This is a genomic window from Rathayibacter sp. RFBD1 (assembly GCF_002932915.1).
Lineage (GTDB): Bacteria > Actinomycetota > Actinomycetes > Actinomycetales > Microbacteriaceae > Rathayibacter.
Window position 1 is genome coordinate 227,127 of the sequence record NZ_PSWQ01000009.1, and the last position, 26,089, is coordinate 253,215.

Genomic DNA, 26,089 nt, shown 5'->3' on the forward strand with positions numbered 1-26,089 from the left:
TCTGTAGGAACGGGCGTCGCGCGCTCGCCGGTACGGTCGCGCTCATGGCAGCAGGAGGAGCGGTGCGCCCGCTCGACGTCGGGATCGTCGGCGGCTCGATCGGCGGACTGTTCGCCGCGGCACTGCTCGTCCGCGACGGGCACCGCGTGACGGTCCTCGAGCGGTCGGCGACGGGGCTGTCGCGGCGGGGAGCCGGGCTGGTGGCCCAGCAGGACCTGATCGACCTCCTGCACGCGATCGGCCGCGACGACGAGGCGCGGGTCGGCGTCGTCGCGCACGAGCGGATCACCCTCGACCGCTCCGGGCGCGTGATCGGCCGCGACCCCTCCCCGCAGACGCAGGTGTCGTGGGACCACCTCTTCGACACGCTCCGCGCGCAGATCCCCGCCGACTGCTACCTCCTCGGCCACGCCGTCGCCGGGGTGCGCCCCTCGGTCGGGACGGACCCGGTCGTCGTCGAGCTGCGCGACGGGAGCGGCCTGGAGTTCGATGTCGTCATCGGAGCCGACGGCCTCGGATCCGTCGTGCGCGCGGCGGTCGCGCCCGAGGCGTCGGGGAACCGCTACGCCGGCTACTCGACCTGGCGCGGGCTGATCCCGGAGTCGGCGCTCCCCGCCCAGGCCGCGGCGACTCTGCTCGGACGCTTCGCCTTCTACACCGCGCCCGGCGAGCACATGCTCGGATACCTCGTCCCCGGACCCGCCGGCGAGGTGGAGCCCGGCCGACGGCGCTACAACTGGGTCTGGTACCGGCCCCTCTCGGAGGAGGCCCTCCGCGGAGTGATGACGGCGTCCGGCCGTGCGTCGGAGAGCGTGTCCCTCGCGCCCGGCGATCTCGCCCACGACCTCCGCCGCCGGCTCGAGGAGGACGCGGTCGACCGCCTGCCGCCGCCCTTCGCGGCTGCCGTCCTGGCCGAGTCGCAGCCCTTCCTGCAGGCGATCGTCGACTACGTCCCGCCGCGGACGGTCCGCGGCCGGGTCGCCCTCCTCGGTGACGCCGCCGTGACGGTGCGGCCGCACACGGCCATGGGTGCGGCGAAGGCGGCGGGCGACGCTCTGGCCCTCGCCGCCTCCCTCGCGCGGCACCCGGTCGACGAGGCGCTCCAGCGCTACGAGGCCGAGCGGCTCCCCGTCGGCCGCGCCATCGCCGAGTACGGCAGGCGCCTGGGCCGCTCGATCCCGCTGCTGTCCGAGTGACCGCAGTACCGCGCTCCTGATCGATCCCGGACGTCCGCAGTGACCACCGCCTTCCCGGTGACGAGGCGCCACTGCGAGAGATCGCGATCGAGAGCGAAGAAGAAGGTCTCCGCTGGAAGTCCTCAGGTGAGCCGAGGTCCGTGCCCGTCACGAGTTCATCCCCCGCCCCCGCCTGGCCGCTCCCCGCCGTCCGCCGCGCGTCCCTTGCTCCTCGACCGCGGAGACGGCACCCTCGGGTGACGGCCCACGGCGAAGGAGACGCATGGACGACGACGGACTCCTGGCTGCGCTGCTGCGGGGACGGCCGGCGACGCTGGCCGACGCGGCGGAGCTGACCCACATCGACGAGGCCGAGGTCGCTGCGGCGATCGAGCGGCTCCGCGGCCGGGGGCTCATGGGCGGCGAGGGCGAGCAGCTCGACTTCCCGGCGCCGATGGAGTGGGCGGCCGCGGCCATCGCCCGGCACACGGAGTCGGCGCGGCGAGCGGGCAGGGAGTCCCTGGACGGGATCGAGCGCGTCGTCGCGGGCCTGCCGATGCTGCTCGGCGCCTGGCGGGTCGGCGAGGACACGTCGGATCCCGTGCCGACCCTCCTCCGCCACGGTCCGCACGCGTCCGAGGACCTCTGGTTCGACCTCGTCCGCCGCGACTCCGGCTCGCTCGTGGCGGTGCTCCCGAACGTGGAGCGTTTCCTCGACCCGCCGACGGAGCGGGCGATCCGCTTCGGGCACGCGCTCGCGGCGAAGGACCGGGTGCGCGTCATCATGCCGGCCGCCGGCGCGCGCGACCCGCGGGTGCTCGCCCGGGTGGAGGCGTACCAGGCGGCGGGCGTCGAGTACCGGCTCCTCGAGAGCCCGCCGAGCTGGTTCTGGGTCGACGGCGACCACCTCGCCGTCCCGTTCGAGCGGGGCGAGACGAAGCCGACCAGCGTGCTCGGCGTGCGACATGCGGCGCTGGCGGGGCTGGTCGAGTCGTACTTCGAGGTCCTGTGGCGGCAGGCCGCTCCGATCGGCGCCGTCGACCAGAGCTGGCTGCCGCTGCTCCGGCTGATGCGCCAGGGCGTCACGCTCGAGACCGCGTCGCACCGGCTCGGCATGAACCCTCGGACCGGCCGCCGCCGCGTGGCCGCCGCGATGGAGCACTACGGAGTGGCGACGCTCTTCGCGCTCGGCACGGCGTGGGCGGCGGACTCGCGCACCCGCGACGGCGACGCCGGTGCCGGCGAGTCGGTGCTCGTCGATCCGGAGGCGCTCGAGCCGGGAGCGCTGGACGACGGTGAGATCGACCTCGCCGAGACGGTGCCGCGCGAGGACTGAGTTGCCGTGGGGACCGAGCTTCAGCGAGGCCTGGGTCTCGGCGAGGACCGGCCGCGGGACCTGATCCCGGCGTTACCGTCGCAGCCCCTGCACGTACCCGAGCACGTCCCGGCCGAGCGCCGAGGCGTGCGGCCAGGTGTCCGAGATCTGCCGGGCGAGCGGCGCGAGTGCCGCGGCCCGCTCCTCGGGATCGTGCGCGTCACGAGCGCGGGCCAGTGCGAGCCGGGCCGCGTCCACGGCGCCCGGCGGCAGTCCGTCGCGGGCTCCCTCCTCGTCGAGGCGCGCGAGGAACCGGTCGAGGATCGTCATGCCCGCCATCGTCGCAGACGCGGTGCGGCCGACCCCTCGACGCCTTCGGGTGGCAGTGAGGAGTCGGCCGATGCGCCCGCCCGGGCACCTCTCCAGTGTCCGGACGTGACCACGGCGGGGACAAGAGCCTCTAGCGGACACGTCCGCAAGAGGACACCGCACCCGGGAGCGGGTCGCCGGCGCTCCCGCTCGGAGGCGGGCGCGTGCCAGGCTTGCCGCATGGATCTCGAGGTGCGGCCGGGGCTCGTCGTCCCCGCATCGGAGCTGCAGTGGCGGTTCTCGCGCTCCTCCGGGCCCGGCGGGCAGCACGTGAACACCTCCGACAGCCGCGTGCAGCTCACCTGGAGCGTCGAGGAGTCGACGGCCCTCTCGGACGAGCAGCGCGCGCGCCTGCTCGAGCGCCTCGGGCGGCGGCTCGTCTCCGGGGCGGTCACCGTCACGGTGGCGCAGGAGCGCTCGCAGCTGCGCAACCGCGAGACGGCCCTCGAGCTGCTCCGCGGGATCATCACCGCGGCCCTCGCGCCTCCCTCCGCCCCGCGGCGCCCGACCCGGCCCACGCGCGGCTCCACCCGCCGACGGCTCGCCGCGAAGCAGCAGCGCTCCGAGACGAAGCAGCAGCGCCGGCGGCCGCCCGGCGACTGAGCGGAGCCGCGGGGGCCGCCTGGCGGTTGCGCGGAGTCGCAGGGTCCGCCCACAGGCTGCGCGGAGCCACGGGCCCCGGTCGCGCCGGACCCGGCTCAGGGAGTGAAGAACGCCTCGATCGCCGCGGTCAGGGCGACCAGGTCGTCCACGTGGGCGAGCTCGCGCGCCGAGTGCATCGAGAGCAGCGGCACTCCCACGTCGACCGTGGAGATGCCGAGCCGGGTCGCGGTCAGCGGGCCGATCGTGGATCCGCACGGCACCGAGTTGTTCGAGACGAACTCCTGGTACCCGACCCCGGCGCGCTCGCAGACGCCCGCCCACAGCGCCGCGCCGCGCGCATCCGTCGCGTAGCGCTGCGTCGCGTTGATCTTGAGCAGCGGCCCCTTCCCGGCGACCGGCTGGTTCGACGGGTCGTGCTTCTCGGAATAGTTGGGGTGCACGGAGTGGCCGGCGTCGGCCGAGAGGCACCAGGAGGCGGCGATCGCCCGGGCGCGCTCGTCGACGCCGGCGCCGAGGGCCGTGCCGATGCGCGAGAGGACGTCCTCGAGGAACGGCCCGCTCGCTCCGGACCGGCTCGCCGAGCCGAGCTCCTCGTGGTCGAAGGCGGCGAGCACGCTGATGTGCGCGGGCGGCGCCGCGGGATCGGCGCTCGCCGCGAGGAGCGCGACGAGGCCGGCGTGCACGGAGCTGAGATCGTCCATCCGCCCGGCGGCGAGGAACATCTCGTCGAGGCCGAAGCGGCGCGGCTCCTGCGTGTCGGCGGTGAGCAGGTCGTAGCCGGCGATGTCGGAGGCCTCGTCGAGCCCGGCGTGCGCGGCGAGCAGCTGGAGCAGGTCGACCTCGGAGGCGTCGCCGACGCCGAACACGGGGACGGTGTGCTTCTGGCGGTCGAGAGTGAGGCCCTCGTTCGCCGTGCGGTCGAGGTGGATCGCGAGCTGCGGGATGCGCAGCAGCGGACCGGTCCGGAGCAGGCGCGTCGAGCCGTCGCGGGTGACCACGCGCCCGGCCAGCTCGAGCTCGCGGTCGAGCCAGGAGTTGAGCAGCGGGCCGCCGTAGATCTCGACGCCGGCCTGCAGCCAGCCCTTCGAGCCGATCGTCGGCCGGGGCTTGAGCATGAAGCCGGGGGAGTCGGTGTGGGCGCCCAGGATGCGGAAGGGCGTGGTCGCCCCGGAGCCCTCGGGCAGGTGCCAGGCGATGATCGCGCCGTCGCGGACGACGTAGTACCGGCCGGGCCCCGCGGGCCACGCCTGCGTCTCGTCCAGCCCCGTGAATCCGGCTCCCTCGAGGCGCCGTGCCGCCTCGGCGGCCGCGTGGTACGAGGAGGGGGAGGCGGTCAGGAACTCGGCGAAGTCGGCGATGTGGTCGTCACGCGTGGTCATCCCTCCAGTGAAGCACGCGGCGCGGCCGGGACGGAGAGGGTGCCGGGGAGCCCCTGCGGCAGCCGTCACGGCCGGGCAGGGGCACCCCCGGGCGGAGGGTCAGCGCCGGGTCAGGTCGACGTCGGCCTCGGCGGCGATCGCCTTGATCAGCGCCGAGGCGTTCTCCCCGCCGAAGCCGGCGGCCATCGCCTCGTCGATGTAGTGGCGGGCCGTCGCGACGCCGGGGACGGGCGCGCCGACGCTGTCCGCGTAGGCCTGGATCAGCCCCGCGTCCTTCTGCATCAGCGCGAGGGCGAAGGACGGCGAGTAGTCGCCGGCGAGGACGGAGGGACCGACGCCGTCGAAGATCGGCGACTTGAAGTCGGTGACGGCGAGCACCTCCAGCACCTTGTGCAGGTCGAGCCCGCCCTTCTCGGCGAGGGTGAGCGCCTGGCCGAGCGCGAGCAGCTGCGACGCGACGATCAGGTTGCCGACCAGCTTCATCCGCGCACCGGAGCCGCCGGGGCCGATGTGGTGGACGGTCTCGCTGATCGCCTCGAGCACGGGCCGCGCCTCGGCGAAGACCTCGGCGTCGCCTCCGACGACGACCCAGAGCCCGCCCGCCGCGGCCTCGCCCTTCGAGCCGAACACCGGGGCGTCCAGGAAGCGGACGCCGCGGGCGTCGAACGCCGCGCGCTCCTCGTCGCTGGCCTCGGGGCTGATCGTGGACAGGTCGACGACGATCGTCGACGGATCGACGAGGCCGGCGAGCCCGCCCTCGGCGAGCACGACCTCGCGCACGGCCGTGTCGTCGGCGAAGCAGGAGAGGACGAAGTCCGCGCCCTCCGCCGCGTCGGCGACGGACCCGGCCGTCGCCGCTCCCGCGACCTCGGGGACCGCGCTGCGGTTCCAGACGGTGACGTCGTGCCCCGCCTTCACGAGGTTGTCCGCCATGCCGCGTCCCATGGTCCCCAGTCCGAGGAATCCGATTCTCGCCATCTCAGTGCACCTTCATCTCTGTGTCGGAGGTCGTCTCCGCGGGGAGCTCCGCCCCCTGGTCGGAATTGGCGGCCTTCCAGGACTGGAGGAACCGCAGGTAGGCGGTGGCTCCGGGGTCCTGCAGGCCGATGCTGCGGTCCTGCAGCCACGACGCGCGGCCGCGGCGGGACTGCAGCTCCTTCGAGCTGATCACGCCCTGCTCGGCGGCCGCGATCGCCGCGTCGAGGGCGGCGGGGCCGGGCTCCGACGTGCGCAGCGCCTCGGCCGCGGGGAACATCGCGTCGAGGATCGTCTTGTCGCCCACCTGCGACTTGCCCCGCTGGCTGATCGACTCGGCGGCCGCGAGCGCGAAGGCACTGACGTCGTCGGAGTCGATGGTGGCCGCGTCGCCCCAGACCCGGGAGCCGGCGAGCAGCGCGCCCGCGACGAGCGCGGCCATCGTCGACGGGTTCGCGTTGGCGAAGGCCTTGGCGCAGGCGAGCACGACCTCGGTCGGCGTCGCCGTGTCCGGGAGCAGCGCGAGCGCCTCGCGGGCGGCCTTGGCGCCGAGCGACACCGTGATGCCCAGGTCGCCGTCGCCGAGCGCCTGGTCCAGGTCGCCGAGCTCGTCGGCGTGCTCGGGGAAGACGACCAGGCACTTCGCGATCGCGAAGCTGAGTTCGGTTCCGTTCATCGTGATCAGACCTCTCGGAAGAAGGGGGACTGGGCGGGGGCGTTCAGCAGCTCGAGACGCGCGTCGTCGAGGGCGAGGAGCGAGATCGACGCTCCGGCCATCTCGAGGCTGGTCGCGTACTCGCCGATGTAGTTCTTCGCGACGGTGACGCCGCGCTCGGCGAGGAGCCCGTGGACCCGCCGGTAGAGCAGGTACAGCTCCTCGAGGGGAGTGGCGCCCATGCCGTTGACGAGCACGGCCACGCGGTCGCCCTCGCCGATGCCGAGGTCGGCGACGAGCCGCTCCGTGAGGTGCTCGGCGATGCTGTCCGCCGACTCGAGGGCGCCGCGGTGGATGCCGGGCTCGCCGTGGATCCCGATCCCGATCTCCATCTCGTCCTCGGCCAGCTCGAAGCTCGGCTTGGCCGTCATCGGGAGGATCGTCGGGGAGAGGCCCACTCCCATGGTCGCCGTGTGCTCGATGACGTCCTCGGCGACGGCCGCGACCTCGTCGAGCGAGTCCCCGCGCTCGGCGGCGGCGCCGGCCGCCTTGAACGCGAAGAAGATCCCGGCGACTCCGCGGCGGTCCGCGGCCCGCTCCTTCGGCTGGCTGGCGACGTCGTCGCGTCCGAGGGCGGTCAGCGTGCGGATCCCCTCGAGCTCGGCCATGTCGACCGAGAGGTCGAAGTTGAAGACGTCGCCGCCGTAGTTGCCGTACAGGTAGAGGACGCCGGCGCCGCCGTCGACGGCCTTGGTCGCCTCCAGGATCTGCGCGGACGACGGCGAGGAGAACACGTTGCCGATGGCGACCGCGTCGCACAGCCCCGTGCCGACGTAGCCCTTGAACAGCGGCAGGTGGCCGGAGCCGCCGCCCGTGACGATCCCGACCTTCCCCGCGACGGGGGCGTCGGCGCGGGCGAGGATCCGCAGGTCGGTGCCCGGCGTCTTCACCAGGGTCGGGTGGGCGAGCAGGATGCCCTCGACGAACTCGTCGACGAAGTCCTTCGGCTCGTTGATGATCTTCTTCACTGGTGCTCCGTTCTGGTGGACGCGTCCACGGTGGGCCGCGCGGGCGCGGGAGGGGTCGGGGCCGTCGCCCGCTGCCGGCGCGGCCGGTTCGCGGTGACGGAGTCGAGGACCATGACGGCGATGAGGAGGACGCCCTGGGCGATGGCGTACTCGTAGGAGGTCAGCCGCAGAGCGGTGAATCCGCTCGAGACGACCTGGAGGGTGAGCGTGGCGAGCACGACTCCGGCGACCGAGGCGAAGCCGCCCGACGGGTTCGTCCCTCCCAGCACCGCGATGACGATGACGAGCAGCACGTACGAGGAGCCGTAGTCGGCGGACGCGGTGGGGTTGCGGGCGAGGAACAGCACCCCGGCGCCGCCGGCGAGCAGCCCGCCGATCATGTAGCTGCGCGAGAGGACGCTGACACTGCGGATGCCCGAGAAGCGCGCGGCCTCGGGGTTCGCTCCCTCCAGCTGCACCTTGCGGCCGAGGGAGGTCGTGTTGATCAGCAGGGCGACCGCGACGGCCACCACGAGCAGCACCAGGAACAGCACCGGGACGGGCCCGACGGCCATCATGCCGAAGGTCGTCAGGGCCGACGGTGCTCCGTAGAGCGTGGTCCCGCCGGTCCACACCACCGCGATGCCGTTGAGGATCTGCATGGTGCCGAGGGTCGCCAGGATCGGGGTGATCCCGACGACGCTCACGAGGAATCCGTTGAGGGCGCCGCAGAGGACTCCGACGACCAGGCCCGCGAGGACGATCGGCACGGTCATCGCCTCCGCGGCGGCGGGGTCGGCGGCGGCGACCTGGGAGTAGATCGTCGCCATCGTCACCGCCGACAGGTTGGCGATCGCCACGAGGGAGAGGTCGATGCCGCCCGTGAGCATGGCGAGCATCATCGCGATGGCGATCACGCCGATCTCGGGAGCCGCGACGCCGATGTTCTGCAGGTTGAGCGGGCTGAGGAACACGCGGGGGTTGGCGATCGCGAAGATCGCGACCGCGACGACGAGCGCGATGAGCATGCGGCCCGTCCCGCGGTTGCCCGCGGCGCGTCCGACGACACCGCGGGTGAACGCGTCGAGGCGGTCGTTCATGCGCCGAGCCGGGTGCTCGGAGGTGGTCCGGGATCCGTCGGTCATGATGCGACCCTCGCGCTCTCTCGTTCGTGGCTCACGTCGTCGTCGACGGGCCGGACCCGCTTCGCCTTGCGGCGCGCGGCGATCGCCTGCACGCCGACTCCGACGATCAGCAGGACTCCGACCGCGGCGCGCAGCCAGGCGCTGGGGACGCCGGCGAGCAGCAGGCTGTTGTTGATCACCTGGATCAGGACGACGCCCAGCACCGTGCCGAGCACCGATCCGCGGCCGCCGAAGATCGACGCGCCGCCGAGGACGACCGCGGCGATGATGTCGAGCTCGTCGCCCACCAGATCCTGCGGGTTGGCGCTGCGGCCGAGGACCATGTGCGCGATCCCGGCCAGGGCGGCGAGGACGCCGACGAGGACGTAGACCGAGAGCTGGGTCCTGACCACGCGGAAGCCGGCCCGGCGGGCGGCCTCGATGTCGCCGCCGATCGCGTAGAGCGAGCGTCCGAACATCGTGCGCGTCAGCATCAGCCAGACCACGACCGCGAGCACGACGGCGAGCAGCGTCATCAGGTGGAGGGCCGCGCGGCCGCCCGAGGTCGCCACGTCGACGACGTTGACCGAGGAGAGCGCCGCGAGCGACGGGGGCAGCTGCGCGTAGTACTGGGCGCCGACGAAGGTGTACATCACCCCGACGAACACGCCCTGCGTGCCGAGCGTGACGATCAGCGTGGGAAGCCGGAACCGCGCGATCACGAAGCCGTTGACCAGGCCGAGCACCGCGCCGATCACCACGGCCATCGCGATGATCGCGAGCGCGGGGAGGTCCTGCCCGGTGGCGAGGGTGACGCTGACCGCCGTGTAGGCCGAGAAGATCGCGACGGCCGCGAACGAGACGTCGATGCCTCCGGAGACGATGACGATCAGGACCGCGAGCGCGAAGATCAGCGGCACGGTGGCGCTGCGGAGGATCGACAGGCCCGTCGTCGCGCTGAAGAAGACCGGGTTCACGGCCGTCATGACGATCACGAGGGCGACCAGGACCAGGGCGAGGACGCCCTCGTTGTTCGCGCCTCGGAGGGATCGGAGCGTGGACACGTCAGACCGCCATTCTGTTCTGGAGGTTCTCGGCGGTGATCTCGTCGCCGCGGAGCTCGTGGGCGATGCGGCCGCGGGCGACCACCAGCACGCGGTGGCAGCAGGCGACCAGCTCGGGGGCGTCGTCCGAGATCACGACGACGGCCATCCCGCGGGCGGCCTCGCGCCGCAGCAGCTCGAGGATCTGCGACTTCGAGCCGACGTCGACTCCGACCGTGGGGCCGTTGAGGATCAGCACCTTCGGGTCGGTCGCCAGCCACTTCGCGATCACCACGCGCTGCGCGTTCCCTCCCGAGAGGGATCGGACGGGCGCATGGGGGTTCGGGGCCTTAATGGACAGCTCGGCGAAGAGCCGGTCGATGGTCGCGCGGATCCGCCGCTTGTCGAGCGAGCGCCACGGCGTGCGGTGCGCGTCGAGGGAGCCCGCGATGATGTTGTCCGCGATCGGCTTCTCCAGGAAGAGGCCCTGCGAGAGGCGGTCCTCCGGCACGTAGCCGATGCCGGCGCGGACGGCGTCGCGGATGCTGCGCACCGCGGTGGGCGCTCCGTCCACGGCGATGATCCCGGAGGCGGCGGGCTGGGAGCCGAAGACGGCCTCCGCGATCTCGGTGCGGCCCGAGCCCAGGAGCCCGGTGATGCCGAGGATCTCGCCCGGGCGCACCGAGAACGAGACGTCGTGGAAGGCGCCGGGGCGGGAGAGGCCGACGACCTCGAGCATCGGGGGCGCCGACTCGTCGAGCGTGCTCACGATCCGCGACTCGTCGAGCTCGCGGCCGGTCATGTGCTCGGCGATGGAGCGGCGGTCGAAGTCGGCGACGGGGCCGCTGGTGACCACGCGGCCGGAGCGCATGATCGTCACCCGCTGCGAGATCTCGAGGACCTCCTCGAGCTTGTGCGAGACGAACGCGAGCGCGACGCCGCGGCTGCGCAGCCGCTCCACGATCGTGAACAGCCGCGCCACCTCGGTGTGCGTCAGCGCGGTGGTGGGCTCGTCCATGATGATGACGCGCGCGTCGTTGACGAGGGCGCGGCAGATCGCGGTGAGCTGCTTGTCGGCGACCGAGAGGTCGGCGACGTCGGCGTCGAGGTCCAGGTCGAGCTGCAGCTCGTCGACGATGGCCTTCGCCCGGGGGCGCGCGGTGCCGGCGCGGTAGAGGCGGTGCTTCGCCGCGACGGCCGAGGTCAGCACGATGTTCTCGGCGACCGTGAGGTTGGGGAAGAGCGAGAAGTCCTGGTAGATGACCTGGATCCCGCTCGTGATCGCGGAGGTGGTGTCCATCCGGGAGCGGGTGTCCCCGTCGATGGAGATCTCGCCCGCGTCGGGGCGCTCGGCCCCGGAGATGATCTTGATCAGGGTGGACTTGCCGCAGCCGTTCTCGCCGGCGAGGCAGTGCACCTCGCCGGGGATCAGGTCGAGCGAGACGCCGTCGAGGGCGGTGACGCCGCCGAATCGCTTGGTGATGCCGCGGGCGCTGAGGATCGGGGCAATGGTGCCGGGGGGAGCGTCGGTCATCGTCGACCTTCCTGAGGGTGCTCCGGGGCGCGCGGGCGGCGCGCCCCGGAGCGGGGGTGGAGGGGGATCAGAAGTCGTACTGCGCGGCGGTCTCCGCGTCGGCCGCGACGGACGCGTTCCCGACGAAGACGTTGTCGAACCCGTCGAGCTTCTTGAGCGAGTCGTAGCCCTCCACGCCGAGGTCGGTTCCCTCGGTGATCTCGCCGCCGTCGGCGAGGATCTTCGCGATCGACAGCTGGGCCTCACCGGCGAGGGCCGGGTCCCAGAAGAAGATCTTGTCGATGGAGCCGTCGGCCAGGTACTGGTTGGCCACCGACGGGATCGAGGTGCCCATCACGCACACCTGGTCCTGGAGGCCCGCCTCCTGCACCGCGCGCGCGATGCCGGGGACGTCGTTGCCGGCGGAGCCCTGGAAGCCCGCGATGTCGGGGTACTTCGCGAGGATCTCCTTCGCGCGCTCGTACGCCGTCTCCTGGTTGTCGGTGCTCTCGATGGGGGTCTCGACGCGCGTCATGCCGGGGGAGTCGGCCTGCTGCGTCTCGTACGCCGCCTCGACCCACTCCATGTGGGTCTTCGCGGTCAGGCCGCCGACGAACTGGACGTACTTCCCCTCGCCGCCCATGCACTCCGAGAGGTTGTCCATGATCTCGGAGCCGTAGGACGCGTTGTCGAAGGCCTCGATGTCGACGTCGACGTTCTCGATGCCGGACGCCTCGTGCGAGACGACGATGATGCCCTGCTGGCGGGCCTGGGCGAGCACGTTGCTGAGCGACTCGGGCGAGTTCGGGACGACCGTGATGGCCGTCGGGCGCTGCGCGATCAGGTCCTGCACGATCGCGGTCTGCTTCTCGGGGCTGACGTCGTCGGCGCCCTCCTGGCGGGCGTCGATCCCGGTCTCGTCGGCGAAGTCCTGCACGCCGACGGCCATGCGCTGGAACCACGGGATGGTCTGCGCCTTGACGACGGTCACCATGACCATCTCGCCGGGGGCGGCCGAGCCTCCGCTGCCGGCGGCGGTGTCGGAGCCGGCGCCGACGGTCGTGCATCCGGTGAGGAGGATTGCGGCGCCCGCTGCGAGCGTCATGCCTCGGAAAAGTCGAGAGCGGTCCATTCGTTGACTCCTTCGTGAACGAGAGGATGGCGGCCGTTCGGCCCTCATCCGGTGCGGTGTTCTGACGCTGCTGTGTCGGAATCCGTCGCAGGAGCCCGACGCTAATCGCTGATCGAGCACTCCGTCAAGCGATAACGCGCAGATGGCTGCACTCTTTCGCGCATGAGGCGTGGGAAGCGCGCGAATCGCGCATCTCGGGCGTAGCCGGTGCATTCGACCGCGCGGATCTGCCGCGCACCCGGCGGTCGGGACGCGCAGCCGCCCGCGCATGCGCGCAATCTGCGCGTTTCTGCGCGCCGTCTGCGCCTCCTCCCCGCTCCGCCCCGTAGCCTCGACGGAGGCGAGACCAGGATCGAGGTGTGGGATGTCCCGTCAAGCAGAGATCGTCGACGCCCTCCAGGACGGCGGCTTCCAGTCGGTGCGAGACCTCGCGGAGCGGTTCGACGTCACTCCGTCGACCATCCGGCGCGACCTCGAGCGGCTCGAGGCGATGGACCTGGTCAAGCGCACGCACGGAGGCGCGATCCCGGTGAAGCAGTCCGAGACTCCGCACCACTTCAAGGAGGAGCTGCACCGCAGCGAGAAGGCGGCGATCGGGCGGGCGATGGCCGAGCGCGTCCTCGAGGGGCAGACGATCCTCCTCGACGGGGGCACCACGACGCTCGAGGTCGCGCGGCACCTCGAGAACCAGCGCCTCACCGTCGTGACCGGCGACCTGCGGGTCGCCCTCGCCGTCGCCCGCAAGCAGACGATCCACCTCGTCTTCATCGGGGGCGAGCTCCTGCCGAACGCCTTCTCGATGTGGGGGCCGACCTCGGTGCAGCAGCTCTCGAACCTGCGGGTGGACGTCGCGATCTTCGGCGCCGACACCGTGGGCGACGACGGCATCTACAGCACCACCAGCTACGAGCTCGAGCTCAAGCGGCTGATGATGGCGTCCGCGCGCGAGGCGTTCTTCGTCGCCGACAGCTCGAAGTTCGGGCGGGAGGCGCTGTTCAAGGTCTTCGGCACGGAGGACTTCACCGCGGGGATCACCGACAGCCTGCTCGACCCGCTGCGGGCGTCGCACTTCCCCGTGCCGCTCATCCAGGCGTCGATCCTCCCGCCCGACGGCAGGCGCGCCTAGCCGCGAAGCCCGCGCCTCTGCGGGACGGAGGCGCCGTCGTCCCCGCGGCGGGACGGCGCCCGTCACTCCTGTGGTGGAAGCGCGCCCGTCACTCCTGCGTGCCCGTCACTCCTGCGTGCTCGTCACTCCTGCGCGGCCGCCGCGAGGGCACGGTCGAGCCAGTCCGCGAGCAGCAGGCGCTCCGCGGGCGTGAGGCCGGCGAGCTCCGGTGCGAGGGCCCGGACGCCGACGAGGGCGGTGAGCCGCCCGCCGTCGCCGGGGGAGGGCGGGTCGGCGAGGATCCCCGCGAGCACGCTGTCGAGCGCGGCGTCGGCGAGACCGGGGTCGCGGTCGGCGGCGGGGGTGGAGAGCAGGGTGGTGACCACGCCGGTGCCCGCCGCCTGGATGAGGCCGACGGCGCGCTCCTCCGGCACTCGCAGGCGGCCCTCGGCGGCCACGCGCTGCACGCGGGCGGCGAGGACCCGCCGCCCGGAGAGGGCGGCCGGCGATCCGGAGGCGCGGCCCGGATCGCTGAGGAGGCGGAAGAGCGCGGGGTTGGCCAGGCCGAACTCCACCTGCGCGGCCCAGCCCGCGCGCAGGTCCTCGACCGGGTCCACGCCGGCGGCGACGGCCGCTTCGACCGTCCGCGCCTTGGAGTCGACCCAGGTGGCCAGCACGTGCTCCGCGACCGCCTCGAGCAGGCCGTCCTTGTCGCCGAAGAGGCGGTAGATCGCCGGGGCCTGCAGCCCGGCCGCCTGGGCGACCGCTCGCGTGGTGACGGAGGCGGGGCCCTCGTCGCGGAGGAGGCCGGCGGCCGCCTCGACGATGCGCAGGCGCGTGTCGGTCGGAGGAGTGGGGCTGATCACATATCGACGGTAGCGCACGGTTGCTATCAGTGGAATTCCGTGGTTATCTTCCTCGTGGTATCGCTGATACCCCTCATCGGAAGGCTCTCCCCATGATCATCGTGACCGGTGCCACCGGCGCTCTGAACGGCGCCACCGTCGACCACCTCCTCGACTCCGTCCCCGCCTCCGGGATCGCCGTCGTCGCCCGCGACGCCTCGAAGGCCGCCCGCTTCGCGGAGCGCGGAGTAGAGGTGCGCGTCGGCGACTACGCCGACCCCGCCTCCCTCCCGGCCGCCTTCGACGGAGCGGATCAGCTGCTCCTCGTCTCCTCGAGCGATCCGCGGGCCGACGCCGTCGCCCTGCACCGCACCGCCGTCGAGGCGGCCGTCGCGGCCGGAGTCGGACGGGTCCTCTACACGAGCCACCAGGGCGCCGCCGCCGACACCCCCTTCGGCCCGGGCCGGGACCACGCGGCGACCGAGCGCCTGCTCGCCGAGTCCGGACTCGCCTGGACGTCGCTCCGCAACGGCTTCTACGCGCACAGCCTGGGCCTCTTCCTCGGACCGTGGCGGGAGACCGGAGTGATCGAGGTCCCCTCCGACGGCCGCGTCTCGTGGACGGCCCGCGAGGACGAGTCGGAGGCGGCCGCCCGGCTCCTCCTCTCGGGGAGCCCGCACGACGGGCCGGTCACGCTGACCGCGGCCGAGGCTCCGACCTTCGAGGAGATCGCCGGGATCGCGGCCGAGATCGGCGGGCGGCCCGTCGAGCTGCGCGTCCTCGGCGACGACGAGTGGGTCGCCGCGCGCGTCGCGGCGGGTCAGCCCGAGTTCCTCGTGCGCTTCACCCTCGGGATGCACCGGGCGGCCGAGCACGGCTTCTTCGCGGGCACCGGCCCCGAGCTCGGGCGCCTCCTCGGACGCGAGCCGCGCAGCGTCCGCGACCTGCTCGAAGCCGGGCAGGCAGCCGTCGCCGGATGACGCCGGGCGGGCCGTCCCGGGCCCCCGCCCGCGTACCGAGGCGCCGCGCCGTCCGTCGAAGCGCCGCCGAGGGAGCGGTGCCTCGGTGTCAGGGCGGTGTCCCGACTCCCTCCGCACGACGACGGGAGCCCGCCGCACCGGTGAGGTGCGACGGGCTCCCGGGGAGTGCCGTGCGTCAGCCGCAGCTGCGCGCGCTGTACGGCGCGGTGGCCGTGGCCGTGACGGTCTTGCCGCCGACCGTGGCCGTGCCGGTGACCGTCGCCTCGCCCGCGGCGAGCTGCGTCGAGCGCACCGTGAACGCGGCGGAGCCGGAGGCGCCCGGCTTCACTCCGGCGATCGTCTTCACGCCCTCCGGGGTGCTGATCGAGACGTCCATCGGCACCGTGTCGCCGTTCTTGCCGACGACCGTCAGCACGACCTTGCCGGCGACGCAGCGCGACGTGGCGGTCGCGCTCACCTTCAGCGAGGACTGCACGGTGACCGTGACCTGCACCGGCATGCGCGACGCGTCCTGCGCGACGCCCGAGACCGTGAAGGTCCCGGCCGTGGCGTAGGCGGCGGGCGCGACGGCGTCCCAGGCCACGTCGACCGTGCTGGTGGTGCCGGCGGCGGTCGTGATCGTGGCGCGGGGCAGGACCGGCGCGGTGCCGGCCGTGGTCGTCGCGGTCAGCGGAGCGACCGAGGCGACGGCCAGGCCGGGGGCGTAGCCCTCGAGCACCTTCTGGTACTCGGAGCGCGTCACCGGGATGACCGTGCCGTGGCGCGGCTTGCCGCCGTCGGCGTTCTGCGGCAGGCCCGTGCGGAGCTTCGCTCCGAGCGGCTGCCAGGAGTCGCCGTTCGCGAGGTCGTCGGTGCCGAACGGGATGTAGTGGTTCGGACCGTCGTGGTAGTTCGGCTGGTCGATGAAGAGGAACCAGTCGAGGCCGTTCACGTCGCCCTCGTTGGCAGGGAAGACGTTGGGGCCCTCACCGCTGGTGAAGGTCTTGCCGGGCTCGCCGTTGGGCAGGCCCGAGGCCACCTTCTCCTTGACCAGCGACCACTCGTCCGCCGGTCCGCCGGTGCCGGGCAGCGAGCCCGAGACGGTGGCCAGCAGGTCGGTGCTCTTCTCCTCGCGGAGGGTCATCGACGCCTCGTCCTTGGTGAAGCGGTAGTAGGTGTCGCCGTCCTTGGCGACCGTCGAGTCGATGGTGCCCTTGCCGGCGCCGCGCTTGACGTCGATCCACGGCTTCGCCTCCGAGAAGGAGGTGAAGTCCTCGGTCGTCGCGTACATCATCTGGTTGTAGGTGACGGAGGCGCGGTCGGCCGTGTTCGTGGTCGGGTACATGTTCGAGGCCCAGAACACGACGTAGGTCTGGAGCTCGTCGTCCCAGTACGCCTCGGGGGCCCAGGTGTTGCCGGCGAAGTCGGTGGAGACCTTGACGTGGCGCTGGGCGGACCAGTTCACCAGATCGGTCGACTCCCAGACCTCGATGTACTTCGAGCCCGACTTCTGCGCGGTGTCGAAGCCGCCGGGGAGGCCGTCGATCTTCAGGTCGGTGGCGAGCATGAAGAACTTGTCGCCCTCGTGCGAGCGGATGATGAACGGGTCGCGCAGGCCCATCGTCCCCAGGTTCGAGGTGAAGACCGGCTTGCCGCCGTTCAGCGTGTTCCAGCTCAGCGCGTCGTTGCCCTTCGAGGCGGCGAGGCTGATGCGCTCGGCGCCGTCGCCCTCTCCGGTGAAGAACGCCCAGACGTACGCCTCGGTGTCGTCGGTGCCGGCGGGGAGCGGCTGCACCCGGAGGGTGAAGTCGCGAGTCCGGGTGGTGGATCCGCTGGTCGCGGTCGCGCGGACGACCACGTCGATCGCGGGGCTCCCGGTCGCGGGGCGGTCGACGTCGATGGTGCGGGTGCCGGCGGCGCTGCCGTCGCGGACGGTCGCTCCGCTCGGGCTGACGACGCTCCAGGCGATGCTCGAGCCGAGCGTGCCGGTGGTGGGCACCGAGACGTTCGTGCGGATGTCGCCGACGTTCGGGATCGCGATCGCGGCGAGGTCGCGCTGGACCTTCGTCGCGTCGTCCAGCTGCGCGGCGACGCGCACCGTGTAGTCGACCGAGCGGGTCTCGGTGCCGACCCTGTAGGTGGCGGTGAGGGTGGCGGTGGCGTCCGGCTGTCCCGCGGCGGGGCGCGTGACGGTCGCGGTGCCGCCGGTGATGGCCACGGCCGCGCTGTTGGACGTCCAGGTGATGCCGACGCCGCTGGCGGTGGTGGGCACCGTGAAGCCGGCGGTCGCCTCCGTGGGCACCGTGACCGACGCGACGGCGCGGTCGAGGGCCTGCGAGGAGTAGAGCGCCTGCACGGAGCTGCTGCTGAGGGCGCTGTCGTAGACGGCGAAGTCGTCCATCTCGCCGTTCCAGCCCGGGTCGTTGTAGGTCGAGCGCGCGATGTACGCGACGAGCGACGGACCGAACGAGGAGACGTCGCGGGCGATCGTGCTCTGCGAGATCTGCGCGCCGTTGACGTACACGGTGAGCTTGCCGGTCGAGCCGTCGATGACGGTCGTGTAGAGCGAGAGGCCCGAGGGGGTGCGCGCGCCGACGGTCGGGGTGCCCGTCGCCCCGGCGCCGACCTCGGTGTTGTAGGGAGCGCCCGCGTTGACCGAGTTGGTGACGACCGACTTGGTGTAGCCGGAGAGGTTGCTCGGGTTGAGCAGCCAGTAGCCGGAGGAGAACGAGGCGCCGGAGGCGACGGGCGCTCCGACGAACGCGGCGGCGACGTTGCCGGTGCCGCCCTTGTGGGCGAGCCAGGTGGAGAAGGTCAGGTCCTTCTTGCCGACGAGGCCGGCGGTGGGGATCTCGAGGTAGGGGGCGGCCGCGGCGGATCCGCCGGGGAGGCTGATGAGCCCGTTGCGGAACTGGGCTCCGGAGCCGCGCAGCGTCGCGCTGTAGCCGTTGCCGCTGGTGTCGGCGACCGTGGTGCCGGTGGGGGCGGTGTCGAACGTGTAGTGGAGGAGCGGGGTCTCGGTGGCTCCGAAGGCGGAGCTGGGGACCGTGGCGCCGAGCAGCGCCGTGGCGGCGACGGTCGCGACCGCCAGAGCGGTCCTCACCGCCGATCGTGATCGTCTCATGCAGATTGGCCCTCGTGATCGGGTGCGGCGTCGAGGCACGATCCGCAGGGCCGCGGAGGTGTGCGTCTTCGCACGGAATGTGAACGTGAACATCCTAGATCGCGGTACCGGATCCTGACCAGACCCCGGGAGAGGTCTGCGGGCTCGTGCAGACGTCGGCCGGACGCGCGCGGTTCCTCGCCTCTCGACCGAGGCGCCCTCCTCTCCGCCGACGTTCTGCAGGAGCCGGCCGGGTGGCACGATGTCCGCATGGCCTCCGACCGCCCCGTCCTGCTCGTCGTCGACGTCGCCGACGGCGGCCGCGAGAATCCCGAGTTCGAGATCGAGCTGCAGCTGCTGACCGCGAGCGTCGTCTCGGCCGCCACCGCCGCGGGCTTCGTGGTCGACCGCGTCCCGGCCGAGCAGGCCGGCGCCGCCGAGCTCGAGCGCCGGCTCGCCGCCGCCGACGCCGTCGTGGTCGCCGGAGGGGAGGACGTCGACCCGTCCCTCTACGGCGGCCGGCCCGACGACCCGCACCGAGGCCAGTCCTTCCCCTCGGCCGACCGCGCGCAGATCGCGCTCGTCCGCCGTGCCGTCGAGACGCGGACCCCGCTGGTCGGGATCTGCCGCGGGATGCAGCTGGTCAACGTCGCCCTCGGCGGCGACCTCGTGCAGCACCTGCCCGGCGCCGGTCACGTGGGCCGGTCGGTCCCCGGCGAGCACCTGTCCGGGATGGTCGACCACCGCGTGGCGCTCGAGCCGGGCAGCGCCCTCGCTCGCATCCTCGGCGCCGCCGAGCTCGACGTCCGCAGCTCCCACCACCAGGCCGTCGACCGTCCCGGCGAGGGCCTCGTCGTGGTCGGCCGCGCCGACGACGGCACCGTCGAGGCCCTCGAGCACGAGTCCGCGCCGCTCTGGTGCGTGCAGTGGCACCCGGAGGACGCGGGCTCGCGAGGCACCGTGCTCACGGACCTGCTCGAGGCGGCGCTCGCCGCGACCGCTACTTGATCGACCCGCGCATCACTCCGCTGACCACCCAGCGCTGCGCGAAGAGGTACACGATCAGCAGCGGCGCCATCGCCATCAGGTAGGACGCGAAGGCGACGGTGTAGTTCGTGTTGAACTGCCCCTGGAAGACGTACTCGGCCAGCGGCAGGGTGCGGGCGGACGGGTCCGAGAGCACCACGAGCGGCAGGATGAAGTCGTTCCACGCCCACACGCAGGTCAGGATCCCGACGGTCGCGTTCATCGGGCCGAGCAGCGGGAAGATCACCTGCCAGTAGGTCCGCCAGGTCGAGGCGCCGTCGGTGCGCGCCGCCTCCTCGAGCTCGATGGGGATCGAGCGGATGAAGGCCGTGTAGATGAACGTGTTGATCGAGAGCCCGAACACGGCGTAGAGCAGGATCAGCCCGGCCTGGTTGTCCAGGCCCAGCAGAGCCGTCTCCTTCACCACCGGCAGCATGATGATCGGGAACGGCACGAAGACCGCGGCGAGCAGGTAGAAGTAGACGCCCTTGAAGAACGGCCTGTGCATGTTCCGGGCGACCGCGTAGGCGACCATCGAGTTCGAGAACAGCGTCAGCACGACGGCTCCGACCGTGATCAGCGCGGTGTTCACGAAGGCCTGGGGGAAGCGGGTCGCCGTCCACGCCTCGGCGAAGTTGCCCCACGAGATCGAGGTCGGCAGCTCGAACCCGGTGCCGCCGAGCTGATCGGGCGTCTTCAGCGCGGTCACGACGGCGAAGTAGAGCGGCAGGAGGATCGTCAGCGAGCAGACCGCGATGAGCGCGGTCGCCCACCAGTTGATCCGGTAGGTGTCGCGGGAGGGCCGGCGCCGCCCCTCGGGCTCGCCGAGGGCGATCGCGGTCGTGGGGGTGATGGTCGATGTCATCAGAACGACGCCTCTCTGCGGCTGAGGACTCGGAACTGGATCAGCGAGACCACGATGATGATGAGGAAGTAGAGGACGGCGTTGGCCGTCTGATAGGCGTACTCGCCGCCCTGGAAGCCGCCGCGGTAGATCAGCAGCGTGATCGACTCCGTCGAGGTGCCGGGACCGCCGTTGGTGAGGGCGATGATGTGGTCGAACACCTGGAGGAAGTTCTTCATCGAGATGACCATGTTGATCGTGAAGAAGGAGGCGATCAGCGGGAACGTGATCGAGGTGAACTGCCGCCACCTCCCCGCTCCGTCGAGCGAGGTCGCCTCGTAGAGCTCGCCCGGGATGGTCTGGAGTCCGGCGAGGTAGATGATGATCGAGAAGGCCGAGGCCTGCCAGACCGCCAGCACCACGATCGCCACCCACGCCCAGTCGGCGTTCGCGAGGATGTTCTCGCCGATCACCGGGATCGCGCCGAGGATCTGCGGCAGCGAGTTCGCGAAGAGGTACTGGAACACGTAGCCGATGACCAGGGTCGAGAGCACGTAGGGGATAAAGTAGATCCCGCGGAACGCCGTCTGGAACTTGATCCGCGCGTTGAGGGCGACGGCGATGGCGAGCGAGATCACGTTCACGAGCACGGTCGCCACGATCGCGAAGCCGAAGGTGAACCCGTAGGCCTTCCAGACGCGGTCGTCCTGGAGGAGCGCGAGGTAGTTCGAGGCGCCGATCAGGTCCCAGGAGCCGTAGCCCGCGTAATCCGTGAAGCTGAAGAATATTCCGGTGAGGACCGGGACCGTGTGGAGCACGAAGAAGAGCAGGACGGCGGGGACCGTCATCCAGTAGAAGGTCTTCGAGGTGCGCCCGATGGTGCGCTTGCGGCGCGCGGGCGGCGGAGGAGTGGTCGCCACCGCCTGCGCGGCGGCCGTCGTGGTCGTGGTCATGGGGTCACTTCCTGGTCGTGCGTGCCGCGACTTTGCGCCACTCACTGTCGAGGGTCCGGAGCGCCGCGTCGGCGTCCCCGCTGGCGAGGAACGCCTGGAGCGTGGGGTTGAGCGGGATGCTCGCGGGGATCTGGTGGTCGACGAAGCCGATCAGCCGTCCCTGCTCGAAGTAGGGCTGCAGCTCGGCCAGCGTGGGGTCCGAGTTGGGTGCGGCGCCGACCAGCGGCGAGAAGGCGGCCTGGCTCGCGACGTACGGCTCGACGACTCCGGGGGTCAGCAGGAAGTCGACGAAGCGGCGGGCCGCCTCGAGCTTCGGGGTGCCGCGGCCGATGGCGACGGCCACGTCGACGCCCGAGGTGACCCGCGTGTCCGCCGGGTCGTCGAGCACCGGGTAGGGGAAGACGCCGAGGTCGATGTCCGGGTTGTTCGTGCGGACCGGGTTGATCGCCCAGATGCCCTGCGGGTACATGGCCGCCTCGCCCGCGGCGAAGGCCTGGTTGCCGTCGTCGTAGCCGCGGCCGAACGAGCCCTCCTGCGTGTACGAGAAGAGCTGCCCGAGCCGCTCCATCGTCGTCGCGTAGTCCTTCGTGAACGAGACGGGGGAGTCGGGGCCGAGTGCCGCTCCCTCCTCGCGCATCGCGTCGAAGAAGCCGTCCGGCTGCAGCTGCCCGCCGAGCGCGTTGAAGGCGGGGGCGCCGGTCCAGTTGTCGAGCAGGGCGCCGTAGAAGGGAGTGATCCCGGCGGCGGTGAGCGTCTCGCAGACGGCGATCAGCTCGTCCCAGGTGGTCGGCACCTCGATCCCGTTCTCGGCGAAGATCGTGCGGTTGTAAAGGATCCCGTCCGCGTTGTTCGCGAAGGCGAGCGCGTTCACCTCGTTCCCCTCGAAGCTGCCGAGGGCGGCGAGGATGTCGAGGGCCGCCGGGTTCACCCGCTCGACGAGCTCGTCGCCGGTGAAGTCGTGGAACACGCCGGCCTTCGCGAGGTCGGCGTAGTAGCCGCTGCCGTTCAGGGTCAGCACGTCCGGCACCTTGTCCTTGACGAGCAGGGTGCGGATGGCCGTGTCGGGGTCGGGCACGTTGTTGGCGATGACCCGGATGTCCGGGTTGGCCGCCTCGAACTCGCGGATGATCCGCGCGAAGTCCTCCACCGCCTCCGCCTTGAACTGGAAGAAGTCGAGCGTGGTCACTCCGTCGCCGGCGCCGGAGGAGGCGCACGAGGCGAGGGCGGCGGCGGACGCCGCGGCGAGCGGCACCGAGAGGAACAGCCGCCGGGAGAACCCGGGGGGATGCGGATGAGCGGACATGCGGCGCCTCCTTGCGCGTGGGGACAGGTCTCAGGGCGCGCTCGACCGCGGAGGGCGGTGCGAGAGCAGGTGCGGCGGCCGTGGAGCGGGTCGGCTCCGGAGCCGGGAGGGCGGGTCAGAGGGCGGTGAGCACGAGCACGACGAGCTGCTCCGGATCGAGGACGGGGGCCTGGAGCCCGACGGTGCCCAGCACGCGGCCGCGGAGCGCGGTCCCGTGCTCGGCCCAGCCGAGCGGCGACTGCCCGGGGCCGCCGAGCGGCGACGTGACCGGGGCGAGCGCCACGGAGTAGGTGCGCTCCGGATCCAGGCCCGGGAGCGTGATCCGGCCGGGCGGGTAGGTCGCGCCGGTGCGCAGCTGGGCGAAGGTGAAGAGGGCGGCGGAGCGGTCGGCGGCGACGACTCCGGAGAGCGAGGCGGCGTCGTCGGCGAGATCGGCGCGCACGACCGTCCCGGTGTGCAGCAGCGCCCGGTGCTCGAGGTGGAAGGCGACCCAGGCGGTCAGCTCCTCCTCGACGGCGGGGGCGAGATCCGAGACGTCCCACTCGATGCCGAGGTGGCCGGGCAGCGCGGTGCCGGCGCGGAAGGCGAGCGAGTGGGTGCGCTGCGTCGAGTGCGACCGCGGCCCTCCGATGTGCTGCCCCATCAGCTCGGGCGGCACCACCAGCTGGGTGAAGGGCTGGATGGTCTGCCGCTCGAGCGGGTCGATGCAGTCGCTCGTCCAGATGCGATCTGTGCGGGCGAGGATCCCGAGGTCGACGCGGGCGCCCCCGGAGGCGCACGACTCGATCTCGACGCCGGGATGCCGGGAGCGCAGCTCGTCGAGCAGGCGGTAGAGCGCGAGCACGTTCTCGTGGACGGCGGAGCGGCCGGTGGCGGGCGAGACCGCCTCGATCACGTCGCGGTTGTGGTCCCACTTGAGGTACGCGATCGGGTACTCGATCAGCAGCGCGTCGAGGGCGTCGAGCACATGCTCGAACGCGCCGCGCTGCGAGAGGTCGAGGACCTGCTGCTGCCGCCCCGAGGCCGGGAGGTGGCCGGCCGGGCCGAGGATCCACTCCGGGTGCGCGCGGGCCAGGTCGGAGTCGGGGCTGATCATCTCGGGCTCCACCCAGAGTCCGAACTGCATGCCCAGGCCGGTGACGACGTCCGTCAGCGGGGTGAGGCCCTCCGGCCAGACCGCGGGATCGACGGTCCAGTCGCCGAGCGCGGCGGTGTCGTCGCGGCGGCCGAGGAACCAGCCGTCGTCGAGCACGAAGCGCTCGACCCCGATCCGCGCGGCCCGCTCGGCGAGGGCGGTGAGGCGAGCGAGGTCGTGGTCGAAGTAGACGGCCTCCCAGGTGTTGAGGGTGACGGGCCGCGGAGCGACGGGGTGCTGCGGGCGGGCGCGGAGCGACGCGTGGAACCGGGCCTGCAGAGCGCTGAGCCCGTCGCCCCAGGAGCCGTAGGCGACCGGGGTCTCGTAGCTCTCGCCCTGCGCGAGCTCGATCTCGGCGGGCCGCAGCAGCTCGCCGGCCGCGAGGAGCGAGACGCCCTCGACGGTGCGCTCGGCGCGGAGAGAGGTGTCGCCGCTCCAGCCGAGGTGGACGCCGTGCACGAGCCCGCGCTCCCAGCCGAAGCCGGGCGTGCCCGCGGCGAGGAGGAGGGTCGCGTCGGCGCCGGGGCGGCCGCGGCGGGTGCGGCGGGTGTGCTCGCCGATGGTCAGCGCGCGGCGCTGCGGGTGGCGCTCGCGGAGGTGGTGGCCGGTGGTGTCGAGGATCTCGCGCGCGGTCGCGGGGAGCGGGAAGCCGAGCTCGAAGCGCTCGAGGCGGAACGGGCGGGCGTCGAGGTTCTCGACCCGGGCGCGCTGGGTGAGCAGGCCGGCCGCATCGACCTCGAGGTCCACGGTCAGCCGGACGCCCGCGCCCGTGGCGACGGTCCGGAGGGCGGAGCCGAGCGCCTCGATGCTCTCGACCTCGAACCGCTCCGACGCGGCCGCGCGCTCGTGGGTGCCCTCGAAGGTGGGGGCGTGCTGCCAGCCGTCGGCCTCGACGGCGACGAGGCCGAACGGCGCGAAGGCGTCGAGTCCGCCCGAGACGCGCTGGGGGAGGGCGGCGTCGGCGAGGGCGGATAGTTCGGCGGCGGAAAGATCTCCGAGCGCGGCGCCCCAGTGCACGATCGTGGGGAAGGTGACGAGGCGGGCGTCGACGACGACGCTGGTGCCCCCGTCCTGCAGGTGGAAGAGGCGCGATTCCCGGCCGGAGAGGGTCACGGAGTCGTTCGTGGGGGCGATGCTGCGGTGCATGGCTTATTTCTAGAGCAGAAGTAATAGGGGTGTCAAGAGCGGCGCGAGTGGCCGGATCCGTTCCTGGTGCGGCGCAGTGCCGGTAGCTTTCTACCAGGCCGGAAAGAAGGAGCCCCGTGACCGACACCATCGTCGCCGAGGACGCCTCCGGGAGCTCCTCCGAGCTCCTGGCGCGCGAGGTCCTGATCCACGGTCCCGTCTCGCGGGCCGAGCTCGGCCGCCGCCTCGGCCTCTCGCCCGCCAGCCTGACCCGGCTCGCGCGCCCGTTCCTCGACGGCGGTCTGGTCGTCGAGGGCCCCGAGCAGAGCACCGGAGTCGGCCGCCCCGCCCGGCCGCTCGACATCCGCGCCGACGCGCTGAGCTTCGCGGGCGTGAAGATCACCGGCACCGAGGTCCTCGCCGTCCGCACCGACCTGCGCGCGCGCACCGAGCGGGAGCTGGTCCGCCCGCTGCCGGGCACGGAGCCCGCCGACGTGATCGCCGCGATCGTCTCGGTCGTCGACGAGCTCGGCGGCCCCTCCGCCTTCGCGGGCCTGGGCGTGACGCTCGGCGGGAGCATCGCCGCCGACGGCCGGGTGAGCCGCGCGCCGTTCCTCGGCTGGCGCGACGTCGACCTCGCCGCTCCGCTCTCCGCCGCCCTCGGGCTGCCGGTCGCCCTCGAGAACGACGTGGTCGCGCTCACGGGCGCCGAGCACTGGTTCGGGCGCGGCCGCGGCATCCCGCACTTCGCGGTGCTCACGGTCGGCGCGGGCGTCGGCTACGGACTGGTGGTGCACGACCGGGTGGTCGCGCCCCCGGAGGCGGGGCTCGGCCTGGGCGGCCACTACCCGCTGGATCCCACCGGCCCCGTCTGCGAGGCCGGCCACCGCGGCTGCTCGACCGCGATGCTCAGCCTGCCCTCGCTCCTCCGCCAGCTCTTCGTCGCCACCGGCCGCGAGCTGACCCTGGCCGAGGGCTTCGCCGCCGCTCGCGCGGGCGACCCCGGTGCCGAGCGCATCCTCGCCGACTCCGGCAACGCGCTCGGGACGATGATCGCCGCGATCGGCAACCTCTCGATGTCCGGCACGGTGATCCTGGCCGGGGAGGGTGTCGCCCTCTACTCGGAGCAGGCCGCGGTGGTGGACGCCGCGATCGCGGCCACGCGCGACCCGGACGCTCCGCCCCTGGCGCTGCTCGTCGACGACGGCGGGCTCGTGGAGTGGGCGCGCGGCGCGGCGGCCGTCGCGATCCAGCGGCTGCTGCCGCGGATCGCGCTCGGGACGCTGGGGTAGCGGGGCTCCGCGGCGCGCGGGTGGTCGGGGCGCCGGGCTGGCGCTCGGGGTGCCGGGCTGGCGGGTCTTCGCGCCCAGTGGGCCGTCGGCACGCTCGCCCGGCGGATCT

General features: G+C 72.7%; 22 protein-coding genes. 7 read left to right on the forward strand and 15 right to left on the reverse strand.

Annotated features, from left to right (window positions below; all coding sequences use genetic code 11):
• The first annotated feature begins 44 nt into the window (after positions 1–44).
• Both C5D50_RS04640 and C5D50_RS04645 read left to right on the forward strand, forming a co-directional pair.
• Positions 45–1,196 carry an FAD-dependent monooxygenase gene (locus C5D50_RS04640; protein WP_219814690.1) on the forward strand — a complete coding sequence of 384 codons (1,152 nt, stop codon included), beginning with the start codon at positions 45–47 and terminating at the stop codon, positions 1,194–1,196.
• A 262-nt stretch (positions 1,197–1,458) separates the two neighbouring features.
• Entirely contained in the window at positions 1,459–2,511 is a 1,053-nt protein-coding gene (locus C5D50_RS04645) for a hypothetical protein (RefSeq protein WP_104282877.1), read from the forward strand.
• Between the two features lie 72 nt (positions 2,512–2,583).
• On the opposite strand, the gene C5D50_RS04650 is transcribed toward C5D50_RS04645, so the two are convergent.
• On the reverse strand, positions 2,584–2,820 hold the full coding sequence (locus C5D50_RS04650) for a hypothetical protein (protein WP_104282878.1): 237 nt from the start codon (positions 2,818–2,820) through the stop codon (positions 2,584–2,586).
• A gap of 219 nt (positions 2,821–3,039) precedes the next feature.
• On the opposite strand from C5D50_RS04650, the gene arfB reads away from it, so the two are divergent.
• On the forward strand, positions 3,040–3,462 hold the full coding sequence (gene arfB, locus C5D50_RS04655; protein WP_104282879.1) for an alternative ribosome rescue aminoacyl-tRNA hydrolase ArfB: 423 nt from the start codon (positions 3,040–3,042) through the stop codon (positions 3,460–3,462).
• Positions 3,463–3,557: 95 nt separating this feature from the next.
• Here the strand turns inward: arfB and C5D50_RS04660 are convergent, their stop codons facing one another.
• The 8 genes from C5D50_RS04660 to C5D50_RS04695 all read right to left on the reverse strand — a co-directional run bounded on the left by C5D50_RS04660 (position 3,558) and on the right by C5D50_RS04695 (position 12,263).
• The gene (locus C5D50_RS04660) at positions 3,558–4,841 is read right to left on the reverse strand and encodes a M18 family aminopeptidase (RefSeq protein ID WP_104282880.1); all 1,284 of its coding nucleotides are present in this window, start codon (positions 4,839–4,841) and stop codon (positions 3,558–3,560) included.
• A 99-nt stretch (positions 4,842–4,940) separates the two neighbouring features.
• On the reverse strand, positions 4,941–5,819 hold the full coding sequence (locus tag C5D50_RS04665; RefSeq protein WP_104282881.1) for an NAD(P)-dependent oxidoreductase: 879 nt from the start codon (positions 5,817–5,819) through the stop codon (positions 4,941–4,943).
• Between the two features lies 1 nt (position 5,820).
• A complete protein-coding gene (locus C5D50_RS04670) occupies positions 5,821–6,492 on the reverse strand; it encodes a DAK2 domain-containing protein (RefSeq protein ID WP_104282882.1) in 672 nt (223 codons plus the stop codon).
• A gap of 5 nt (positions 6,493–6,497) precedes the next feature.
• Entirely contained in the window at positions 6,498–7,499 is a 1,002-nt protein-coding gene (locus C5D50_RS04675) for a dihydroxyacetone kinase subunit DhaK (protein WP_104238142.1), read from the reverse strand.
• On the reverse strand, positions 7,496–8,623 hold the full coding sequence (locus C5D50_RS04680; protein ID WP_244229523.1) for an ABC transporter permease: 1,128 nt from the start codon (positions 8,621–8,623) through the stop codon (positions 7,496–7,498). The genes C5D50_RS04675 and C5D50_RS04680 overlap by 4 nt, the downstream gene beginning before the upstream one ends.
• The gene (locus C5D50_RS04685; protein WP_244229522.1) at positions 8,620–9,666 is read right to left on the reverse strand and encodes an ABC transporter permease; all 1,047 of its coding nucleotides are present in this window, start codon (positions 9,664–9,666) and stop codon (positions 8,620–8,622) included. The genes C5D50_RS04680 and C5D50_RS04685 overlap by 4 nt, the downstream gene beginning before the upstream one ends.
• Position 9,667: 1 nt before the next feature.
• Complete coding sequence (locus tag C5D50_RS04690) at positions 9,668–11,179, reverse strand: sugar ABC transporter ATP-binding protein (RefSeq protein ID WP_104282883.1); 1,512 nt, start codon at positions 11,177–11,179, stop codon at positions 9,668–9,670.
• A gap of 67 nt (positions 11,180–11,246) precedes the next feature.
• The gene (locus tag C5D50_RS04695) at positions 11,247–12,263 is read right to left on the reverse strand and encodes an autoinducer 2 ABC transporter substrate-binding protein (RefSeq protein ID WP_258060406.1); all 1,017 of its coding nucleotides are present in this window, start codon (positions 12,261–12,263) and stop codon (positions 11,247–11,249) included.
• Positions 12,264–12,654: 391 nt separating this feature from the next.
• Between C5D50_RS04695 and C5D50_RS04700 the strand changes: the two genes are divergently transcribed.
• The gene (locus tag C5D50_RS04700; RefSeq protein ID WP_104238145.1) at positions 12,655–13,416 is read left to right on the forward strand and encodes a DeoR/GlpR family DNA-binding transcription regulator; all 762 of its coding nucleotides are present in this window, start codon (positions 12,655–12,657) and stop codon (positions 13,414–13,416) included.
• Between the two features lie 122 nt (positions 13,417–13,538).
• On the opposite strand, the gene C5D50_RS04705 is transcribed toward C5D50_RS04700, so the two are convergent.
• Complete coding sequence (locus tag C5D50_RS04705; protein WP_104282884.1) at positions 13,539–14,261, reverse strand: TetR/AcrR family transcriptional regulator; 723 nt, start codon at positions 14,259–14,261, stop codon at positions 13,539–13,541.
• A gap of 92 nt (positions 14,262–14,353) precedes the next feature.
• On the opposite strand from C5D50_RS04705, the gene C5D50_RS04710 reads away from it, so the two are divergent.
• Entirely contained in the window at positions 14,354–15,220 is an 867-nt protein-coding gene (locus C5D50_RS04710; RefSeq protein WP_104282885.1) for an NAD(P)H-binding protein, read from the forward strand.
• A 175-nt stretch (positions 15,221–15,395) separates the two neighbouring features.
• Here C5D50_RS04710 and C5D50_RS04715 read toward each other — a convergent pair whose 3' ends face one another.
• Positions 15,396–18,302, reverse strand: a complete 2,907-nt coding sequence (locus C5D50_RS04715) for an immunoglobulin-like domain-containing protein (RefSeq protein WP_181137292.1) — start codon at positions 18,300–18,302, stop codon at positions 15,396–15,398.
• A 270-nt stretch (positions 18,303–18,572) separates the two neighbouring features.
• On the opposite strand from C5D50_RS04715, the gene C5D50_RS04720 reads away from it, so the two are divergent.
• The gene (locus C5D50_RS04720; RefSeq protein WP_104282887.1) at positions 18,573–19,310 is read left to right on the forward strand and encodes a gamma-glutamyl-gamma-aminobutyrate hydrolase family protein; all 738 of its coding nucleotides are present in this window, start codon (positions 18,573–18,575) and stop codon (positions 19,308–19,310) included.
• Here C5D50_RS04720 and C5D50_RS04725 read toward each other — a convergent pair.
• The 4 genes from C5D50_RS04725 to C5D50_RS04740 all read right to left on the reverse strand — a co-directional run bounded on the left by C5D50_RS04725 (position 19,303) and on the right by C5D50_RS04740 (position 24,709).
• Positions 19,303–20,193: a carbohydrate ABC transporter permease gene (locus tag C5D50_RS04725; protein ID WP_347877594.1), complete on the reverse strand. Its 891-nt coding sequence runs from the start codon at positions 20,191–20,193 to the stop codon at positions 19,303–19,305. The genes C5D50_RS04720 and C5D50_RS04725 overlap by 8 nt on opposite strands.
• A complete protein-coding gene (locus C5D50_RS04730; RefSeq protein WP_104225874.1) occupies positions 20,193–21,125 on the reverse strand; it encodes a carbohydrate ABC transporter permease in 933 nt (310 codons plus the stop codon). Before C5D50_RS04730 ends, C5D50_RS04725 begins: the two co-directional genes overlap by 1 nt.
• Positions 21,126–21,129: 4 nt before the next feature.
• Complete coding sequence (locus C5D50_RS04735) at positions 21,130–22,428, reverse strand: ABC transporter substrate-binding protein (RefSeq protein ID WP_104288935.1); 1,299 nt, start codon at positions 22,426–22,428, stop codon at positions 21,130–21,132.
• A gap of 115 nt (positions 22,429–22,543) precedes the next feature.
• Positions 22,544–24,709 carry an alpha-galactosidase gene (locus tag C5D50_RS04740; protein WP_104282889.1) on the reverse strand — a complete coding sequence of 722 codons (2,166 nt, stop codon included), beginning with the start codon at positions 24,707–24,709 and terminating at the stop codon, positions 22,544–22,546.
• Between the two features lie 116 nt (positions 24,710–24,825).
• Here C5D50_RS04740 and C5D50_RS04745 point away from each other — a divergent pair, with 116 nt between their 5' ends.
• Positions 24,826–25,980: an ROK family transcriptional regulator gene (locus C5D50_RS04745; protein WP_104260513.1), complete on the forward strand. Its 1,155-nt coding sequence runs from the start codon at positions 24,826–24,828 to the stop codon at positions 25,978–25,980.
• The last annotated feature ends 109 nt before the right edge of the window (positions 25,981–26,089 follow it).

Excerpts from the sequence above, each read along its gene's own strand:
- C5D50_RS04690 (WP_104282883.1), bottom strand. The coding sequence starts at position 11,179 with ATGACCGACGCTCCCCCCGGCACCATTGCCCCGATCCTCAGCGCCCGC.
- C5D50_RS04725 (WP_347877594.1), bottom strand. The coding sequence starts at position 20,193 with ATGACATCGACCATCACCCCCACGACCGCGATCGCCCTCGGCGAGCCC.
- C5D50_RS04740 (WP_104282889.1), bottom strand. The coding sequence starts at position 24,709 with ATGCACCGCAGCATCGCCCCCACGAACGACTCCGTGACCCTCTCCGGC.
- C5D50_RS04650 (WP_104282878.1), bottom strand. The coding sequence starts at position 2,820 with ATGACGATCCTCGACCGGTTCCTCGCGCGCCTCGACGAGGAGGGAGCC.
- C5D50_RS04710 (WP_104282885.1), top strand. The coding sequence starts at position 14,354 with ATGATCATCGTGACCGGTGCCACCGGCGCTCTGAACGGCGCCACCGTC.
- C5D50_RS04670 (WP_104282882.1), bottom strand. The coding sequence starts at position 6,492 with ATGAACGGAACCGAACTCAGCTTCGCGATCGCGAAGTGCCTGGTCGTC.
- C5D50_RS04680 (WP_244229523.1), bottom strand. The coding sequence starts at position 8,623 with ATGACCGACGGATCCCGGACCACCTCCGAGCACCCGGCTCGGCGCATG.
- C5D50_RS04730 (WP_104225874.1), bottom strand. The coding sequence starts at position 21,125 with ATGACCACGACCACGACGGCCGCCGCGCAGGCGGTGGCGACCACTCCT.
- C5D50_RS04735 (WP_104288935.1), bottom strand. The coding sequence starts at position 22,428 with ATGTCCGCTCATCCGCATCCCCCCGGGTTCTCCCGGCGGCTGTTCCTC.
- C5D50_RS04640 (WP_219814690.1), top strand. The coding sequence starts at position 45 with ATGGCAGCAGGAGGAGCGGTGCGCCCGCTCGACGTCGGGATCGTCGGC.
- C5D50_RS04645 (WP_104282877.1), top strand. The coding sequence starts at position 1,459 with ATGGACGACGACGGACTCCTGGCTGCGCTGCTGCGGGGACGGCCGGCG.
- C5D50_RS04665 (WP_104282881.1), bottom strand. The coding sequence starts at position 5,819 with ATGGCGAGAATCGGATTCCTCGGACTGGGGACCATGGGACGCGGCATG.
- arfB (WP_104282879.1), top strand. The coding sequence starts at position 3,040 with ATGGATCTCGAGGTGCGGCCGGGGCTCGTCGTCCCCGCATCGGAGCTG.
- C5D50_RS04695 (WP_258060406.1), bottom strand. The coding sequence starts at position 12,263 with ATGACGCTCGCAGCGGGCGCCGCAATCCTCCTCACCGGATGCACGACC.
- C5D50_RS04700 (WP_104238145.1), top strand. The coding sequence starts at position 12,655 with ATGTCCCGTCAAGCAGAGATCGTCGACGCCCTCCAGGACGGCGGCTTC.
- C5D50_RS04660 (WP_104282880.1), bottom strand. The coding sequence starts at position 4,841 with ATGACCACGCGTGACGACCACATCGCCGACTTCGCCGAGTTCCTGACC.
- C5D50_RS04720 (WP_104282887.1), top strand. The coding sequence starts at position 18,573 with ATGGCCTCCGACCGCCCCGTCCTGCTCGTCGTCGACGTCGCCGACGGC.